Source organism: Paraglaciecola polaris LMG 21857 (assembly GCF_000315055.1).
GTDB lineage: Bacteria > Pseudomonadota > Gammaproteobacteria > Enterobacterales > Alteromonadaceae > Paraglaciecola > Paraglaciecola polaris.
On the sequence record NZ_BAER01000093.1, the window covers coordinates 19,757 to 37,768 of the forward strand.

The 18,012-nt window shown below is 46.2% G+C and carries 10 protein-coding genes; 9 read left to right on the top strand and 1 reads right to left on the bottom strand.

Annotated elements, in window-relative coordinates:
* Positions 1-2: 2 nt before the first annotated feature.
* The 9 genes from GPLA_RS15475 to tldD all read left to right on the top strand — a co-directional run bounded on the left by GPLA_RS15475 (position 3) and on the right by tldD (position 15,481).
* A complete protein-coding gene (locus GPLA_RS15475; protein ID WP_226993131.1) occupies positions 3-4,616 on the top strand; it encodes a DUF6701 domain-containing protein in 4,614 nt (1,537 codons plus the stop codon).
* A 254-nt stretch (positions 4,617-4,870) separates the two neighbouring features.
* Positions 4,871-5,914, top strand: coding sequence for a rod shape-determining protein (locus GPLA_RS15480; protein WP_007105885.1), 1,044 nt, complete (start codon positions 4,871-4,873; stop codon positions 5,912-5,914).
* A 49-nt stretch (positions 5,915-5,963) separates the two neighbouring features.
* The gene (gene mreC / locus GPLA_RS15485) at positions 5,964-6,824 is read left to right on the top strand and encodes a rod shape-determining protein MreC (RefSeq protein WP_040515020.1); all 861 of its coding nucleotides are present in this window, start codon (positions 5,964-5,966) and stop codon (positions 6,822-6,824) included.
* A complete protein-coding gene (gene mreD, locus GPLA_RS15490; RefSeq protein WP_007105887.1) occupies positions 6,821-7,297 on the top strand; it encodes a rod shape-determining protein MreD in 477 nt (158 codons plus the stop codon). The genes mreC and mreD overlap by 4 nt, the downstream gene beginning before the upstream one ends.
* Before the next feature lie 19 nt (positions 7,298-7,316).
* The gene (locus GPLA_RS15495) at positions 7,317-7,895 is read left to right on the top strand and encodes a Maf family protein (protein WP_007105888.1); all 579 of its coding nucleotides are present in this window, start codon (positions 7,317-7,319) and stop codon (positions 7,893-7,895) included.
* Entirely contained in the window at positions 7,885-9,348 is a 1,464-nt protein-coding gene (rng, locus tag GPLA_RS15500; RefSeq protein WP_007105889.1) for a ribonuclease G, read from the top strand. The genes GPLA_RS15495 and rng overlap by 11 nt, the downstream gene beginning before the upstream one ends.
* A complete protein-coding gene (locus tag GPLA_RS15505; RefSeq protein ID WP_007105890.1) occupies positions 9,345-13,226 on the top strand; it encodes a YhdP family protein in 3,882 nt (1,293 codons plus the stop codon). The genes rng and GPLA_RS15505 overlap by 4 nt, the downstream gene beginning before the upstream one ends.
* Entirely contained in the window at positions 13,219-14,046 is an 828-nt protein-coding gene (locus GPLA_RS15510) for a carbon-nitrogen hydrolase family protein (RefSeq protein WP_007105891.1), read from the top strand. Before GPLA_RS15505 ends, GPLA_RS15510 begins: the two co-directional genes overlap by 8 nt.
* Positions 14,039-15,481: a metalloprotease TldD gene (tldD, locus tag GPLA_RS15515; RefSeq protein ID WP_040515023.1), complete on the top strand. Its 1,443-nt coding sequence runs from the start codon at positions 14,039-14,041 to the stop codon at positions 15,479-15,481. The genes GPLA_RS15510 and tldD overlap by 8 nt, the downstream gene beginning before the upstream one ends.
* Positions 15,482-15,573: 92 nt before the next feature.
* Here tldD and GPLA_RS15520 read toward each other — a convergent pair whose 3' ends face one another.
* Entirely contained in the window at positions 15,574-18,009 is a 2,436-nt protein-coding gene (locus GPLA_RS15520) for an Ig-like domain-containing protein (protein ID WP_007105893.1), read from the bottom strand.
* Positions 18,010-18,012 lie beyond the last annotated feature (3 nt).

An 18,012-nucleotide genomic window follows, 5' to 3' on the forward strand; every position in this document is an offset into this window, starting at 1 on the left:
AGATGAAAATCTTTTTTCTAAGCTTTATAGGACTTATCAGCTTCATAGTGTCGGGCGTAGCATTGGCGGATACCATGTGTACCGATTTAATCAGTGCTGAGGCCAGGGGCGATTTGACTGACTCCGGAGGAGCACAAAATAACTACAGCAATTTAGAGAACTGTGGCTTTTTAATACGCCCAGATTCTGGGGGTAATATTGTTCTCTCGTTTAGCGATTTCCAGTATGAAAGTGGTTATGACACCTTAACGGTTTATGATGGTTCGGACGCTAGTTCGCCGCAGTTGGGACGCTTTACTGGCAATACATTACCTGATTCAATTACCTCAACATCAGGTGCAATGTTCATTGTGCACAATACAGATCAATCTGTTGTAGGAAGAGGTTTTTCTGCCACTTGGCGGGTGAAAAACGTTAACAGTTGCAGTGCTGAAACCTATACAGTTGCAGATCACTTTCCCCAACAAAGTTACGCAAATAATTCGGGCTCACGAAATTGGACGTCTAACTGGTTGGAATTCGGAGAAAGTGATGGCGTAGCCAGTGGTGTTTTGCGTGTGGCGAATACATTATGCACCAACGCCAATTGCATGCGTTTAGGGATTATTTCCAGTTCGGGCCCAAGCACTTATTCTGGACGCTTCTTATATCGCAGGTTGGACTTATCCGACGCGGCAAGCGCGCAACTCACTTTTAATTACCGTACAGGCTATATAACCGGCAGTTCTACTGTGCGTCTGGGGATTTCCACCAATGGTGGTCGCAGCTGGAATAATTTAGAGAACTACAATATATCTTCTACTCAAACGTCCGCCAACTCTCAAAGCTTCGATATCTCGAGATATATTGGAAGTAATGTAGCCATTGGATTTGAAGTGAGTGGATCTAATTCGGTAACCGGTTTTTACGTGGATGACATGGAAGTGACCGTCACTCAAGAGGAAGTCTGTGACGGCCCCGCAATTGCATTTTACCAATTCGAGCAACCCAGTTGGCCTGGTGATGGCAGCATTACCGATTCTTCATCTTCTGGCTTTGACGGCTCGCCAAAAGGCGATGCATTCCCGCAATATCCTAATGAACAGAAATCGTGTCAGGTGATGAGTGTGCCTAATAACACCCGTTCTGATATTACCTCAGCAATTGATACCACTCTCAGGTTGGATAGAGATATCGGCGAAAAAGGCACAATTTCATTTTGGTATCGCAGCAATGAGCCATGGCAAAGTGGGTCTCGACGTCAGTTATTCGATGCCTCCGAAAATTTAGGGAATAACGGTGATTCTAAATTCTTTTATTTGAGTCTGCGTTCGGGCACTTTGAATTTCGGCTTAGAGGATAGTGTTGACGACGATGGTGTTCTACGTGTTTCAGGTCTTGGGTTTGCCGCAAATGAATGGGTACATGTTGCGGTGAGTTATAATTACCCTTCTGACAGTGCTGCTATATACATCAATGGTCAACGTGCCGCCCAAACCAATAGTCTGGGGTTAAATGGTCGTATACCTGCATTTGAGACACTGTATGTGGGAGATAATCGAGGCCGTTATAAAATATTGGAAATGACTGAAAATTCTGCAAATGGTGAATTTGACGATCTGCGAATTTATGATTACAACCAAAGTAGTGATCAAGTTAACACTGACTTAAATGATGTGTCCCCCTGCCAAGTGAGCCCTTACGCAGTTTATGAGTTCGAGCAAGCGGAATTTGAGGGAAACCAAAGCGTGTTGGACAGTACAGATAATGTGCGTCACGCGTCACCAGTGGGAAATGTATCATCTGTGCTCTCAACGGATCAAATCTCCTGTCGCTACGTGGATATTCCGTTTAATCGTTCGGCAAATAGTTACGATGCCATAAACACAGGCATATCACCGGATGATATGGGCTCCGCTGGTACTATTTCATTTTGGTATCGCAGCAACGAAGCTTGGTCTAGCAGTAACAGTCGCCAGCTCTTTGATGCATCAACCAATATTGGTAATTCCAATTCTAAATATTTTTATTTAAGTTTACGCTCGTCTAAGCTTTATTTCGGTCTTGAAGACACCAATGACCGAGATGCTGAGGTAGTGACGTCCGGACTAAACATCGCTGAAAATGTGTGGGCTCATATTGCGGTTAGCTATGACTATGCTGCAAAAACTGCGGTTATCTATGTTAACGGTACAGAAATTGGCCGCTCTAATAGTCTTAATTTAACCAGCAGTATTGCGCAATTTAATACCTTGTATATTGGTGATAATCGTACCAATTATATCGTAACAAACATGACAGGCAACTCAGCGAATGGACAATTTGATAATGTTCGTTTAAATGCTTTTGTACAAAATAGCAGTCAAGTCACCACGGACATGAATCGTTTAAGTACCTGCCAAGCCATCAGTCATTATCAACTGGAACACGACGGTCAGGGATTAACGTGTGAAGCAGAAAGCATTACGATTAAAGCGTGCGCCAATGAAAGCTGCAGTGAGCTGTACACAGAGCAAAGTACACTGGGCTTGTCACCTGGCGGGTGGGATGCGGGCAATCCGCTTGTATTTACTGGCTCTGTAGAAAATACGCCTCTTAGGGTGCTTGATCCCAGTACGTTTAGCTTCAGTAAAACGTCTGCTGAACCTGATGTGCCTTTACGCTGTGTGAACACGGGCTCAGGGGAAGAAGATTGCAATATGACTTTTGTTGATGCGGGTTTTGAGTTTATTGGTGCGGATGCGACGAACAAGTTTTTGCCTGATCAGTTGGCACAGGTGAACTTCAGCGGGGCGAACTTAAGAGCAGTACAAAATACCAATGGCGTGTGCCAAGCTTTGTTGCAAGGGCAACAAGATATTACCTTAGGTGTTAATTGTACTTCACCAGATATTTGCTTAACACCTTTTAGCTCGGTTGATACCAGTGTTAATCCAAGTGGTGAATCAACCGGCAGTGTAAGATTAACTTTTGATGCTGATGGCATCGCTTCTTTGCGTCCTTTTTATTATGCCGATGCTGGGCGCGTTGCTTTGCGGGCAACAGCTGAAATAAATGGGGTAACGATTACCTCAGGTGTGGCAAGTGTCGATATTTTGCCTAGCAACTTGACCTTGTCGGTGGCGCCGGTTTCTCTGATATATACTGATAACGATTTTAGTGTTTACCCCTCATTGAGCGATACTGACGTATACCCTGCAGGCAAAGACTTTACCTTAAACATAACTGCATATGGTGCGTTAGGTGACAACCCATTACCGAATTACCAACCCGGGCAATTACAAATAGCGCTGGAACGTATGCTGCCGTTTGAAGCCGCTGGGGCAGATGGCTTAATAACCTATGGTGCTGGCGCAAACGTACAAAGTCAGTTAACTCAGCAATTCAGTGATGGGGCCAGTTTAGTTTTCGACGGTGGCGAGTATAGCTATCAGGCTAATTACAGTGAGGTAGGTGTTGTGCGCGTGGATGTGCGGGATGTCAATTACCTCGCGGATATCAATAACCCGAACACCAGCACAGTTGCCAGTGGCGGCCCCTTGACCCTAGGTGAGTTCACGCCAGCTTACTTTGAGGCAAGGGTGTTAACTCGCCCTGAGCTCGCTAATCAGTGTGGTGACTTCAGTTATATTGGCCAAGATATTGAATTTCTGCCCACTGCTCAAGTCGAGCTGGTTGCAATGAGTGCGTTAGGCTTTGTGACCAAAAACTACAAAAATGGCTACTGGCGTTACAGCCCTGATACGTTAAACGGTGTAGTTATTTCCGATGAGTCGGTTCATGCAACTGCGAGCCCCGAGGTGACGCGTATCACTTATTATGCGCCTGCCGAAATCACCCCTCCGGTGAACTTTGATGGAATTACCTTAATTGAATTACCTGACGCTAACTTCAAATACCATAAAGTCGATAGTGATTACGCCACTTATCCCTTAGTTGAGCGCTTTGCAGCGACGGTTGATATGCGTCTGCTGGATACTTTTTTAAGTGCTGACAGCAATGTGTGTTATCAAAGTGATTATCCTGTGTCGGGTTGTGAAGCGTTTAGCTTAAGTGATGCGACTGGTAGTGACATTACAGGGGCGAATGTTACGGTTCGCCATGGTCGTTTAGCCCTTTCGCCTAATTTCGGCCCTGAAACGGATTTTCTGGTTACACCTGTTACCGCTGAACATTATTTCAATGGCCGTTGGCAACATAATCAAGAAGACCGCTGTACGGTAATCGACTTAACTGAAAGCTCTGGGCAAATAATGCTAACGCCCCAAGGGGATAACGATATAACTGGGCAAATTGATTTGGTAACCAGCAGTGGCACATTAATCGGTGGGGAAATGGCAGGGAATAGCAATTTTGCACTTACCGGCGGAGCCTCAGGGAATGGTCCTGGTATTGCTGGTGCGGTTGAAGTGTCGTTAGACCCAAGTGCAGGTAACCCAGCATGGGCACAATATATGAACTTCGATTGGGATCACGATGGTTTTATCTGCGCTAATGTAACCCAGTGCCCTACGGCAGATGACCTACCTAGGGTATCAGGATCACCGTCAGGCTTAGATGGTCCTTCTTCAATATTGACTTTTGGTTTATATCGGGGCAATGAGCGGATCATTCACTGGCGAGAAGTATTTCATTAATCGAAAAGAATAATTTTTTCGGTGGGGCACTTTCATGAAAAAAAGTGGTCTCAACAGGTTATTATTTTGGTGCGATGAAATGCAGGTTTTTGTTCTTTTTTGGCGACTTGATAAAATTTTGAGTACTAAACCGCGATTAATCTAAGGTTTCTACATTTTTTATTGCGTCAAGTGAGGTGTTTACTTGCCCAAGACGAGGGGCATTGGTAAAGTTAGCGGATTATCTCTCATATCAAACAGGTTGCGATTTTTCAATGTTCAAAAAGCTTCGAGGAATGTTTTCCAACGACTTATCTATTGACCTCGGTACAGCAAATACTCTTATCTATATTAAAGATCAGGGAATTGTATTAAATGAGCCTTCAGTTGTAGCTATTCGACAAGAACGAGCAGGTGGTCCTAAGAGTGTGGCGGCTGTCGGTGGTGAGGCCAAACGGATGTTGGGGCGTACTCCTGGCAACATTAAAGCCATAAGACCCATGAAAGACGGCGTAATTGCTGACTTTTACGTGACCGAAAAAATGCTTCAGCATTTTATTAAACAAGTACACGACAATAACTTTTTACGCCCAAGCCCACGGGTTCTAGTCTGTGTTCCTTGTGGTTCGACGCAAGTTGAACGTCGTGCTATCCGTGAATCGGCACTCGGTGCTGGTGCGCGCGAGGTTTATCTTATTGATGAGCCAATGGCGGCGGCAATTGGTGCAGGTTTACCTGTGTCAGAAGCGACAGGCTCAATGGTGGTCGATATTGGTGGTGGTACCACAGAAGTGGCTATTATTTCACTGAACGGGATCGTTTATTCGTCGTCGGTACGTATCGGCGGTGATAAATTCGATGAAGCCATTATCAGCTATATTCGTCGTAACTTTGGTTCACTGATTGGTGAAGCCACTGCTGAACGCATTAAGCATGAAATTGGTGCTGCTTATCCTGGCGAAGAGGTTAGAGAAATTGAAGTGCGCGGCCGTAATCTGGCTGAAGGTGTACCTCGTGGTTTTACTTTGAACAGCAATGAAATTTTAGAAGCGTTGCAAGAGCCTCTTAGTGGAATTGTTTCTGCGGTCATGGTTGCGCTAGAACAGTCTCCGCCAGAATTAGCGTCCGATATTTCAGAGCGTGGCATGGTATTGACCGGTGGTGGTGCATTGCTTAAAGATTTAGACCGTTTATTGATGGAAGAAACTGGTATTCCTGTCGTGATCGCGGATGATCCTTTGACGTGTGTGGCTCGAGGTGGTGGTAAAGCATTCGAAATGATCGATATACACGGTGGCGATTTATTTAGCTACGAGTAACCCTCAGTAAAGGATACAAAAAGCGGCGTTAGCCGCTTTTACATTTCATATGAACTCGATTTTTCTGCGTGGTCCATCGCTCCAAATTAAACTGGTTTTTGCGTTAGCAATGTCGGCCAGTTTAATCGTGTTTGATCATGTTTATGATGGTTTTGCTACCACTCGGGTATACCTCAATTCTGTGGTCAGCCCAATTCAATACTTAGCTAATTTGCCCAGCGAAATGCTTAACGCCAGTGCCAGTCGTTTGGTATCTCATCAACAACTGGTGGAAGAAAATGCTGAATTACAGCACAACGCCGTTGTGCTTAACGGTAAATTGCAGCGCTATATTCTATTACAAGAAGAAAATGATCGTCTGCGACGCCTGCTGAATACTCCAGTACGAGGTGATATTCGTAAGGAAGTCGCCGAATTAATGGCAGTTGACAACAATCCTTATAGTCACCAGATTGTGATTGACCGGGGTGCCATTCAAGGTGTTTATGAAGGGCAGCCGGTAATCGATGACAAAGGCATTGTCGGGCAAATTATGCAGGTTGGCTCGACCAACAGTCGAGTATTGTTGATTTCCGACGTAACCCACGCTATTCCGGTTCGTGTGGCGCGTAATAATATCCGCATGATTGCCTCTGGTTCTGGTAGTTTGGACGATTTAATCATCCAACACGTGCCCCACAGCGCAGATATTCAAGAAGGCGATCTGCTGCTTTCCTCTGGATTAGGTAACGTTTTTCCTGAAGGGTATCCAGTGGCCAGAATCACCTCAATTGTGCGCGACGAAGGGCGTCCCTTTGCACAGGTTAATGCTGCACCGGTTGCTCAGCTCGACAGGCTTAAATACTTACTCTTATTGTGGCCAAACAACTTAGTGGGGCCAGAGCAGCAAAACTCGGGTTTAGAGCAATGAAATTAAGAAACAATGCCATCGGTCTGAGTATCATTGTGGCTTTGGTGTTACAAATTATGCCTATGCCTAGCATAGTCGAGCAGTACCGACCCGATTGGGTATTTTTAGTGCTGGGCTATTGGGCTCTCGCCTTACCTGAGCGTGTAAACGTGGGCGTGGCATGTTTTGTGGGTTTGATACTTGATATTTTACTGGGCACCAGTATTGGTGTACACAGTTTTGCTATGAGCTTGAGTGTATTTGTGCTCGCCGCCAATTATCAGCGTTTACGCAATTATTCGGTTTGGCAACAAGCCGTAGTGATTGGCATATTATGTGCGCTGTATAATTTAGTGGTGTTTTGGTTAATACATTTGTTAACTGATATCTACTTCATACTCACTTACATGTGGCCCGTTGTTACCTCTATGGTGATTTGGCCTTGGATATTTTGGTTACTACGTCGGGTTCGTCGTCAATTGCATTTGAGTTGAACCCCACCAGACATCAGTTATGCTTATTTTAGCTTCTCAGTCACCCCGCCGAGCTGAGTTACTTAGCCAAATCGGCGTGCCTTTTACCACCTTAAGCGCGGATATTGACGAAACGCTGTTACCTAATGAAACCCCTAGTATTTATGTTCAGCGCTTGGCACAGCAAAAAGCGCAGGCCGGCTGGCACGCTAGTACTCATTTGGCCGCTGAACGATGGGCGTTAGGCGCAGATACAGTGGTGGTTATTCACGAGCAAGTGCTGGGTAAACCTAAAGATTTAAATGATGCTAAGCGCATGCTTAGCATGCTATCGGGTCAGCAACATCAGGTATTCACCGCTGTCTCAATAACGTCAGGTCAACGTTTTGAAAGCATTCTAGTGAAAACGGATGTGACTTTTTGTTCTTTGAGTCCGTCTCAGATAGAAACGTATTGGCAAACCGGCGAGCCCCTTGATAAAGCGGGCAGTTACGCCATTCAGGGTATAGGGGGCAAGTTTGTCACCCACATAAACGGTAGTTATAGTGCCGTAGTCGGGTTACCTTTATATGAAACGAATCAACTACTTTCTCGGATGAGCCAGACCCATGAGTGCTGAACTACTAATTAACGTTACCCCGTCAGAGTCCCGTGTGGCGCTGATAGAAAATGGTATTTTGCAAGAAGTTCACATAGAGCGCCATACCAAGCGTGGCCTAGTGGGCAATATCTACCGAGGAAAAGTCAGTCGCGTCTTGCCAGGCATGCAGGCGGCCTTTGTGGATATCGGCTTAGACAAAGCCGCATTCTTACACGCTTCAGATATCGCCATTCACAGTGAAGTCGAAGATGAGGTGTCATCCAGCCATCTTGAAAAACGTGATATCCGCGAATTAGTCCGAGACGGTCAAAATATCGTAGTGCAGGTGGTAAAAGACCAAATTGGCACCAAAGGCGCACGTTTAACCACAGATATTACTATTCCGTCTCGTTACTTGGTCTTTATGCCCAGTGTTGAACACGTTGGTGTGTCCCAGCGCATCGAAGATGAAGCCGAACGTGAGCGCTTGAAAAGCTTAGTTCAGGAATATTGCAGTGAAAATGGCGGCTTTATTTTACGCACGGCTGCTGAAGGGGTAAAAGCCCAAGAGCTGCGCCAAGATGCAGACTTTTTGCGTCGTTTGTGGGAAAAAATTCGTTCACGTATGAAAAAGAAATCCCATATTTTGTATGAGGATTTGCCCCTAGCTCGCAGGGTCTTACGGGATTTTGTGGGTACTGAACTTGACCGCATTCGCATCGACTCGAAACTGTCGTTTCACGAGCTACAACAATTCACCCGAGAGTATGTGCCAGAGTTACACCGCCTGTTGGAGTACTACCCAGGGGATCGGCCCATCTTCGATTTATACGATGTCGAGAATGAGTCTCAGCGATCGTTAGAGCGACGGGTTGATTTAAAGTCAGGCGGTTACATCATTATTGATCAAACGGAAGCGATGACCACGATTGATATCAATACCGGTGCATTCGTGGGTCATCGTAACCTCGAAGAAACGATCTTTAATACTAATATTGAAGCAACGTCAGCCATCGCTCGGCAGTTAAGATTGCGCAATTTAGGCGGTATGATCTTAATTGATTTTATCGATATGACAGACTCGGATCACCAAAGACGTGTGATCCACAGCCTCGAAAGTGCAACCAGTAAAGATCGGGCTAAAATCAATATCCATGGCTTTACTGCGTTGGGGTTAATTGAGATGACCCGTAAAAGAACACGAGAAAGTTTGGAACATATCTTATGTGGTGAGTGTCCTGTATGTAAGGGGCGTGGTTCGGTGAAAACTGTTGAGACAGTGTGTTTCGAGATCATGCGCGAAATCGTAAGGGTAAATCGAGCCTATGATGCAGATAAATTTGTTGTGTATGCGGCGCCGTCGGTAGTTGAAGCATTATTAGGCGAAGAATCCCATATGTTGGCCGAACTGGAAGTGTTTGTGTCTAAACAAATAAAGGTACATACCGAATTGCTGTACAACCAAGATAAATACGATGTGGTAATGATGTGAAGTCAGGCTCTTTTTATGCCGCTTATATTATTAAAAAACTATGGTCTTGCGCCGCTATTTTGCTGGTGCTGTTGGCCGTGGCGATCAGTGTTGTGCGCTATTCGCTGCCGTATATGGATGGTCAAAAGCATAGCTTAGAACAATGGATTGAAGGCCAGTATGGCGTAGAAATCAATATTGGCAATATCACCGCCCAGTGGAAAGGCGCTGGCCCAGCTATCGTGCTTGAAGATTTACAATTGGTGCAAAATGCCCAGTCTCCACTGAGTTTAGATATCAAAAAAACCATTATCGAGCTGGATTTTTGGGGGTCGGTCCTGGCTCGGCAAATTCGCTCTCAACGCTTTGATTTAAATGGCCTAAACGTCAAGATGGATTTGACCTTAATGCAGCGGGAAGGCAGTGACTTTCCTGTGGTTTCGGCTCTGAAACAACTATTTTTAGAGCAGCTAGAATCGTTTTCTGTCAGTGATAGCCAATTCGAAGTGCTCACAGCCGATGATCAGCAAGTGGTCTTGGTTAATCAATTATTGTGGAGCAACCAAGGTCGACATCACCAAGGGGTCGGCGAACTACAAGTGGAAGAGTTGGCGCGTAATTCTGCTTCATTTACCCTTGATTTACGCGGAGACAAAGACGATCTCAATGGTACCTTTTACGCCAGAGCCCAAGAGGTAGATTTATCACCCTGGATAAACCAATGGCTGACCACCCGATATGACTTGGTGGAAAGTCGCGGTAATTTTGTGGTCTGGGCCAGTATACGGGGTGGAGACATAAATAATGTGCAACTGGATCTCGCCGACAGTCGTTTTGTATGGCAGAACCAGGACGCCGAGATCAAGGCGGCAATTTTAGGCGGGCAACTCAATGCTGAGCCAAGTAAAGACGGCTGGATATTTAATTTGTACGATTTTGCCTTGCAAGCAAATGAGCGCACCTTGACGTCCAATTGGTACGGGGAAATAAATAGCCAAGGTCAGGTACACATTCAAAATGCTGATCGGGTTAACCTGTCGGCTATTATGCCGCTACTACCCTTGGCGCTTGATCCAATGGACTACAACTTATTAAATGATTTGTCGCCCAATGCCACCTTAAATCGATTTAATGTCCAGTTTGATAAAACCAATAGCTACGCTCAAGTCAATGTCAGTCAAATCAACTGGCAACAAAGTGCCCATATTCCAGGGGTCGATAACCTAGAAATGGATCTGAATTGGTTTAATAACCAAGGTCGGGTACAAATTCGTGGGCGCAATTCCCAGTGGAAAGTAGACAACATAGTTGACCGAAATATTGAATTTCAAGCCGTCGATATTGATATGTATATCACGTCTTTAGCGCAAGGCATCGAGATATATGCCCCACAGTTAAAATTGCAAAGTGACTGGCTAAACGTCGATCAGCAGCTGCGTTATGAGAGTGATACGGGCTTTTTAGCGCTGACTGGCACAGTAGGCGGCCTAGACATGGCACAGGTGAATCAATTGTTTCCTGGTGACGCCATGGGCAAAGACACCAAAGCCTACCTGCAACGTGCACTTAAGGCCGGTCAGGTAACCGGTGCTCAAGTCTTGTGGAATGGCGAACTCAGTCAATTTCCTTATCAGAATAACCAAGGGGTTTTCCAAATTACTGTGGGTGTTGAAAACGCCGCCATGGAATTTGCAGCAGACTGGCCATCGCTAACGGAACTTGATATACAGCTGTTATTTGAAAATAAAGGTTTGTTCATGCAAGCCAGCAAAGGCAAATTACTCGACGTGAATTTGTCCGGTTTATCCGCTGCCATACCAGACTTAGATGTGGGCGCAATATTAACCATAGAGGCTAATGGATCAGCAGAGGGCGCCCAAGTCACCCAACTGATGAAACGCAGCAGCCTAGCCGATAGTCTGGGTAAAGTGCTGGACGAAGTGCAAGTTAGCAACGCTCTCAGTGTTGACCTAAACTTAGTGATCCCTCTTACTGGCAAGGATGTGGTGGCCAGTGGCACAGTGCATTTGGCCGACAACCAGATTTATGTGCCTCGGGTGGATATGAATTTAGCGCATGCAAAAGGTAAGGTGACGTTTAAGAATGAAGTGGTGGATGTCAGCGACTTACAAGCGCAACTTTTCGAGCAAAATGTTAATGTCGATTTTACCGGTAGGCAACGTACCGAAGGCTATTTAGCCAATATAGACTTACAGGGTAATTGGCTGGTTAAGCCCTTGGCCCAACGTTTTGTTCCCGGTCTGGCAAGCTATGTCGATGGTATTAGCCCGTGGCAGACGAACGTGAAATTAACCCTGCCCGAGGATGGTTTTAGCTATCGTGCTAGTCTTATTACGGGTCTGCAAGGTATAGGTTCCCAATTACCCGAGCCGTTAAATAAAAGCGTTAATCAGAACAAACCTCTTACGTTAGATGTGTCTGGCGATGAAACCGCCTCTACAGTGAATTTGAGGCTGGGTTCTGAAGTTAAATTTGACGGTGTACTACCCTATGAGACCATGCAGTTTTCCAGGGCCCACTTAGCCATAGGTGAGCCTCTTGATATGGCTATGGGCTTGGGATTCAGTGTATCGCTGGATATGCCCTATGTGAATATTGACCACTGGTATCAAGCTATATCATCACTGCTGCACGATGTGTCTGGTAACGACAAAAAGCCGATTTTAGGTGAGCCTCAGCGGATCTTCCTAAATGCTGATAGTGCGACTGTGGCTTCACAGCAGCTTACCGATATAGAAGCCGTAACTAAAAACACCAGCGATAGTTGGCAGATCAGTCTGAATGCCAAACAGGCGCGGGTGGATGTCTCTGTCTATAAAGATTGGTTAGCCAGAGGGGTCAACATTTCAGCTGATTATTTAGACTTGGCAGGTTGGCAGCAAAGTGATGCTAAGCCCATCGAGTTTACCCCGAATTTGGCAACCTTGCCGCCAGTGGAATTTCTATGTGTACGCTGTCGTTTTGAAAATAAAGACTTAGGCCGCATCGACTTTAAGTTGTCCCGAGCGGCTAACGGTATGCATATTGATTCTCTGCGTTTGAATAACGATCACGGACTATTTTATGCCAGCGGTGATTGGTTAATCGATCAAACCAGCAGCCAAACTAAATTAAGTGGGGAGTTCAGTAGCTCGAACTTTGGTTTGTTTTTGAAAGGGTTCGATTTTGATTCAGGTATCAAAGACTCCAAAGCCTCAGCTAAATTTGATTTGGATTGGCAGCGTGCGCCCTATGAGTTTGATTACGCCAGCTTAAACGGTAATGTTGATTGGCGACTCGGTGATGGTTACCTAACGGAAGTGACAGATAAAGGCTCACGCATTTTCAGTTTGCTTAGTTTAGAGTCTTTGGTGCGTAAGTTGCGCTTGGACTTCCGTGATGTGTTCGCCCAAGGTTTTTTCTATGACAAGATAAAAGGCACCTTTCAAATTGCTCAGGGAACCGTGGATACCCGAGATACAGTGGTCGACGGCGGTGCCGGTGAAATAACCATGCAAGGCTACACCAACCTGAATAGCCGTGAGGTTAACTACAATATTGCATTCGCACCTAAGGTGACCTCTAGTCTGCCGCTAATTGTGGCTTACATGGTCAATCCAGCCACCGCATTGGCTGCCTTAGCACTTGACCAAGTCTTAACTTCGGCCAAGGTCATATCCAATATTAAGTTCTCGCTAACCGGGACCTTAGATGACCCTAAATTGGAAGAGTTAGAGCGCGACAGCAAAGAAATTAGCCTACCGGCTCAAACTGCACCGGCCCAAAATGGAGAACCTAATGTTGGGATTGTGCCGGACCCCGTAGGGCACAATGCAGATATACATTTTCCGCAAGATATTGATCAAGAGCGCATTACGCTGGAGGTATCAGATGGCTAAACTTATAGCATTACAAATGACATCGACACCGGATGTTCAACAAAATCTCGACTTTGTTGAACAGCAACTGGCCAAGTTAGTCATCACCGAAGCAACATTAGTGGTATTGCCAGAGTGTTTTGCTTGTTTCGGTGGTGGTGATAAAGCATTGCTGGCTATCGCTGAGTCATTCGCAGACGGGCCAATTCAAGGGCGCCTGATGCAAATGGCTAAAAAATATGCAGTTTGGTTGGTGGCAGGCAGTATGCCGCTGATCTGTGATATTCCTGATAAATTTACAGCCTCATGTTTATTGATCAATGACACCGGGCAGATAATCAGCGAATACCAAAAAATTCACCTGTTTGACGTGCAGGTAGCTGATAATACTAAAACCTATTGCGAGTCACGCTACACAAAAGCAGGAAACACCTTGGTGAGTGCAGATACACCCTTTGGACGTTTGGGCTTGGCGGTGTGTTATGACGTGCGTTTTCCAGGGTTATTTCAGGCCATGGCAGAGCCCAAAGCGTTAGATGTCATTGCTTTACCTGCGGCATTTACCCAAAAAACCGGTGAAGCTCATTGGCAGGCGTTATTAAAATCCCGGGCAATTGAAAATCAATGCTATTTGGTGGCGGCGGATCAAACCGGTATCCATGCCAATCAGAGACAAACCCATGGTCATTCCTGTATTATTTCACCTTGGGGTGAAACCCTAGCTGAAATACCGCAGTCGGTGGGCATGATACATGCACAGCTAGAACCCACTATACTTGATAGAATTCGCCGGGACATGCCGGTCTATGCCCATAATAAATTCAGGAGTTACCTTGTCTAATCTGGTTGAACAAAACCTGCTTACTGCCTCTAACCTTAACAGAGAAAATCTTGCTTCGGCGCTAGATGCTATTTATCAACACGATAACGATTTCGCCGATCTGTATTTTCAAGCCAGCCAGCACGAAACATGGGTGCTTGAAGATGGCATTATTAAAGATGGCAGCTACAACGTAGAACGCGGTGTTGGCGTGCGTGCGGTAAGCGGTGAGAAAACCGGTTTTGCCTACTCGGATGACATCAACCCTGAGGCTCTGATGCAAGCAGCAAAGGCTTCGCGCAATATCGCCTGTGTTGGCGGTAAGCATAAAGTCAGTGGTCTAAAAAGCATCAAAATAGAGCCAAGGTATCATGCGGATAACCCTATTTTAGCCATGCAAGATGAAGAAAAAATAGCTTTATTGCGTGCTGTCGATAGCTATATTCGTAAACAAGAAAAGGCCCTTAGTCAGGTTGTAGTAAGCATCAGCGGTGTCTATGAAGAAGTGCTTATCGCTGCCACCGACGGCACGTTTTGTACCGATATTCGGCCACTGGTACGTCTGAATTGTTCAGTATTGATGGAAAAAGACGGCCGTCGCGAGCGAGGTAGTTCAGGCGCTGGCGGGCGTTATGCTTATGAATATTTCATGAGCCAAGAAGATAGCCGCCCGCTTTACGAGCAAATAGCCGACGAGGCCATACATATGGCTCGGGTAAACATGCGTGCGGTTGCAGCACCCGCCGGTCAGATGCCAGTGGTATTGGGCAGTGGTTGGCCAGGTGTATTGCTTCATGAAGCCGTAGGTCACGGCCTAGAAGGTGATTTTAATCGCAAAGGCGCGTCGACCTTTAGTGGTCGTATGGGGCAACAGGTTGCGTCACTGGGCTGTACGATTGTTGACGATGGTACGCTGGCGAATCGTCGTGGTTCCATGTCGGTGGATGATGAAGGGACGCCAAGTCAATACAACGTATTGATCAAAGACGGTATTCTCACTGGATACATGCAAGACAAGCTTAACGCGCGCTTGATGGGGGTTAAACCTACGGGCAATGGCCGCCGTGAATCTTATGCGCATTTACCTATGCCGCGAATGACCAACACCTATATGTTAGGTGGGCAGTACGAGCCAGAAGAAATTATTTCCACCATTAAAAATGGTATTTATGCGCCTAACTTTGGTGGCGGTCAAGTGGACATCACCTCAGGTAAGTTTGTGTTTTCCACTTCGGAAGCCTATTTAATTGAGAATGGTAAAGTCACTAAGCCGATTAAAGGTGCAACTCTGATTGGCAACGGTCCTGAAGCTATGCAGAAGGTCTCTATGGTCGGCAATGATCTCGCGTTAGATAAAGGTGTGGGTGTGTGCGGTAAAGATGGACAAAGCATCCCTGTTGGGGTGGGGCAACCAACGCTTAAAGTGGATGAGTTAACCGTGGGCGGTACCGCTTAGTTTTCACTGGTTACGACTCCTGCTAGTTAATTACCATAAAAAATGGCGCGAAATTCGCGCCATTTTTGTGTCTGCTGTTTTGCTCTAAATCATTAATTCAATGTCACTACCATGCTTGTCGCAGACTGTACGCCACTGGGTGAGGTAATAAGTACACTCACTGTGGCTTGAGTTGCTTCAGAAACATCGTTCTCTAGGGTAAACGTCGCGCGAGATTCTGAATTAACCGCAGTACTTGGCATGGTCAAGTTAGTCTGGCCGTTTAGTTGCCCTGCGCTGCTGCTAACGACTATGGTTGAGTCACTAGAAATAGGTTGGCGGGCAGTATCAGCAAAAACCAGGGTAAAGCTTTGAGTGGTATCCCTAGGGATAGCAGACGTTGGGTTCGTCGCTTGATAATTACTGGCTACGATTGACGCGCTGTTATCAAGAATATCAATTTGTGCAGCTGAGCTAGACGTAACTAAGACTAAGGCGCGGCGCACATGCATGGTATTGGCTTCATCCATACCGCAACCGATGCCTGTGCATTGTGGGCCGTTGAATAGGCTATCCTCTGAATCAAAACTGCCATTGGCGTTGTAATCCAAGAATATCTCTCCCGTGTCGCGGTCGCCGTCTTCATTGTCATCTCGCCAAGCCTCACCAATATCCACAAAGCCAGTTTGACCATATAAACTGGTCGACAAACCATTGTCTGTGCCATCGTTAAAACCTGGGCCATCCCCATCGTCGTAAATGTTGTTGCCGTTGCTGTCGAACAGCGTTTCATGGCCTATGGCTGTGGCGAGTATTGTGACTCGGTGGTCCGGTACATCTGGGTTAGCACTGACCCAAGTGACCGCACAGGCTCCTGAAACAGTGGTACAGCTACCGTCAATTGAACCGCCTTCGGTGGTAAAGTTTACCGCCGTACCGTCTGGCACCGGATTATTAAAGGTATCTGCGAGCCTCACGACTAAATTCACTTGTTGCTCGTCAATATCCAGCGCTTCTGGATTAAGGTTGTCTGCTGATAGGGTAATACTGTTTTGATCTGGCAAGCCTGTGTTGACCGATAATAAATCAGACTGGGTGATGATGGTGTCGCCTGATTCGGTTACTACTTCAGCAGTGACCCGCACCGATGTAGGCACATCGCCGGCGGTGACCCGGGTGCTCACTTGACCTTGTGAGTTAGTTAGCCCTGAAGTTGAGGATAAGGTTAAACCACCGGTTTGGGTGTTTAAACTAAACGTGACGTCTTGCTGGGCTAATGGATTGCCCAATGCGCCGTTTACCTGGAAGACTAAGGTCGAAACAGATGAGCTGTTTTGTCCACCCGTACCGCGAAGTACTAATGAACTGGGATCCGCTGATACAAAGGCCAAAGAGCCGATCGATTCAGCTTGAATTGAAATCGTTTGAGAAACGCTGAGAGTGGCGTTGTTGACTACCACTGAGGCTACGATTGAATCTGTATTACCATCACCACCTGCGCAGCTTTGATCTTCAAACGTGGCGCTTGCTACACCATTAATGGTGTTAACCAAGGTGTCTATAGTGGCGAATCCGTCGGCCACACAGTTTGAGCTAAAAGTGATGGGAGTTTGGGTTAAAATACGCTGATCGTTTTCATCGACCAATGCAATAGCTATCCCTAAGGTACCGCCGGCACTTATTTCTACATCACCAGCGGTGTTTCGCGTACTCACGGCTAATTGATTTTCAATAAACACGCCGTCTTCATCAAAGTAACCTAAGCGGATCATCTGTTCGCTGATGGCACCGGCCGCCTGTACTTCGTAATTGAGTGAACTGGCTAAGTCGATATCGTTTACTACCGCTATGGCGGTTGCCACGCCCGCGCCGATATCGCTGTCAACGGCAGTTAATGTCACCTGCGCAACACCGTTGTTGTCGGTTAGTGCTGAGTCGGTATTTAACGTGCCGCGCTGGGCATTAAAGGTCACGATAATCCCGGCAATAGGCGTATCGTCTGCATCTAAAATTTGTGTTTGCAATTGCACGTCTGTGCCTGCCTGAAAGCGATTAACACCCTGCCCATTGTTGAGCAGAGCAATGCTCACCGCAGCAGACTGCCCTGATGCAGTATCTATGCTTAGATATTCATAATTTTCTTCGGCACTGGCATCGTTGTAGCTGGCACCTAACACAGCGGCACCTACTTCGGTGTTATCACTGGTGATAGATACCTGGGCGATACCTTGGTTATTGGTCAGCTTAGTGGTGCCTGATAATGCACCTAGCGTACCGGTAAATGTCACTATTTCGCCTTGTACTGGGCTACCGTTTTGCGTCAAAGTGGCTTGTACACAGGCCACTTGGCCTGAAGTAAAGCTTTGAGTGGCGGTTACGCATTGCTCGTCAAACGTTGCTAATGCCAAAGTATAACTTGACGTTTCGCTGCCTGAATCATTGCCAGATCCAAATGGGTCATCGCCATTTTCACCAGAAACCCCACCACCACAACTGGTTAGTGTCAAAAGCGCTAACCACACTGTGTACGTCGGTAACCTAAAACTCATATT

Excerpts from the sequence above, each read along its gene's own strand:
- GPLA_RS15495 (WP_007105888.1), top strand. The coding sequence starts at position 7,317 with ATGCTTATTTTAGCTTCTCAGTCACCCCGCCGAGCTGAGTTACTTAGC.
- GPLA_RS15480 (WP_007105885.1), top strand. The coding sequence starts at position 4,871 with ATGTTCAAAAAGCTTCGAGGAATGTTTTCCAACGACTTATCTATTGAC.
- rng (WP_007105889.1), top strand. The coding sequence starts at position 7,885 with ATGAGTGCTGAACTACTAATTAACGTTACCCCGTCAGAGTCCCGTGTG.
- GPLA_RS15520 (WP_007105893.1), bottom strand. The coding sequence starts at position 18,009 with ATGAGTTTTAGGTTACCGACGTACACAGTGTGGTTAGCGCTTTTGACA.
- mreD (WP_007105887.1), top strand. The coding sequence starts at position 6,821 with ATGAAATTAAGAAACAATGCCATCGGTCTGAGTATCATTGTGGCTTTG.
- GPLA_RS15510 (WP_007105891.1), top strand. The coding sequence starts at position 13,219 with ATGGCTAAACTTATAGCATTACAAATGACATCGACACCGGATGTTCAA.
- GPLA_RS15475 (WP_226993131.1), top strand. The coding sequence starts at position 3 with ATGAAAATCTTTTTTCTAAGCTTTATAGGACTTATCAGCTTCATAGTG.
- mreC (WP_040515020.1), top strand. The coding sequence starts at position 5,964 with ATGAACTCGATTTTTCTGCGTGGTCCATCGCTCCAAATTAAACTGGTT.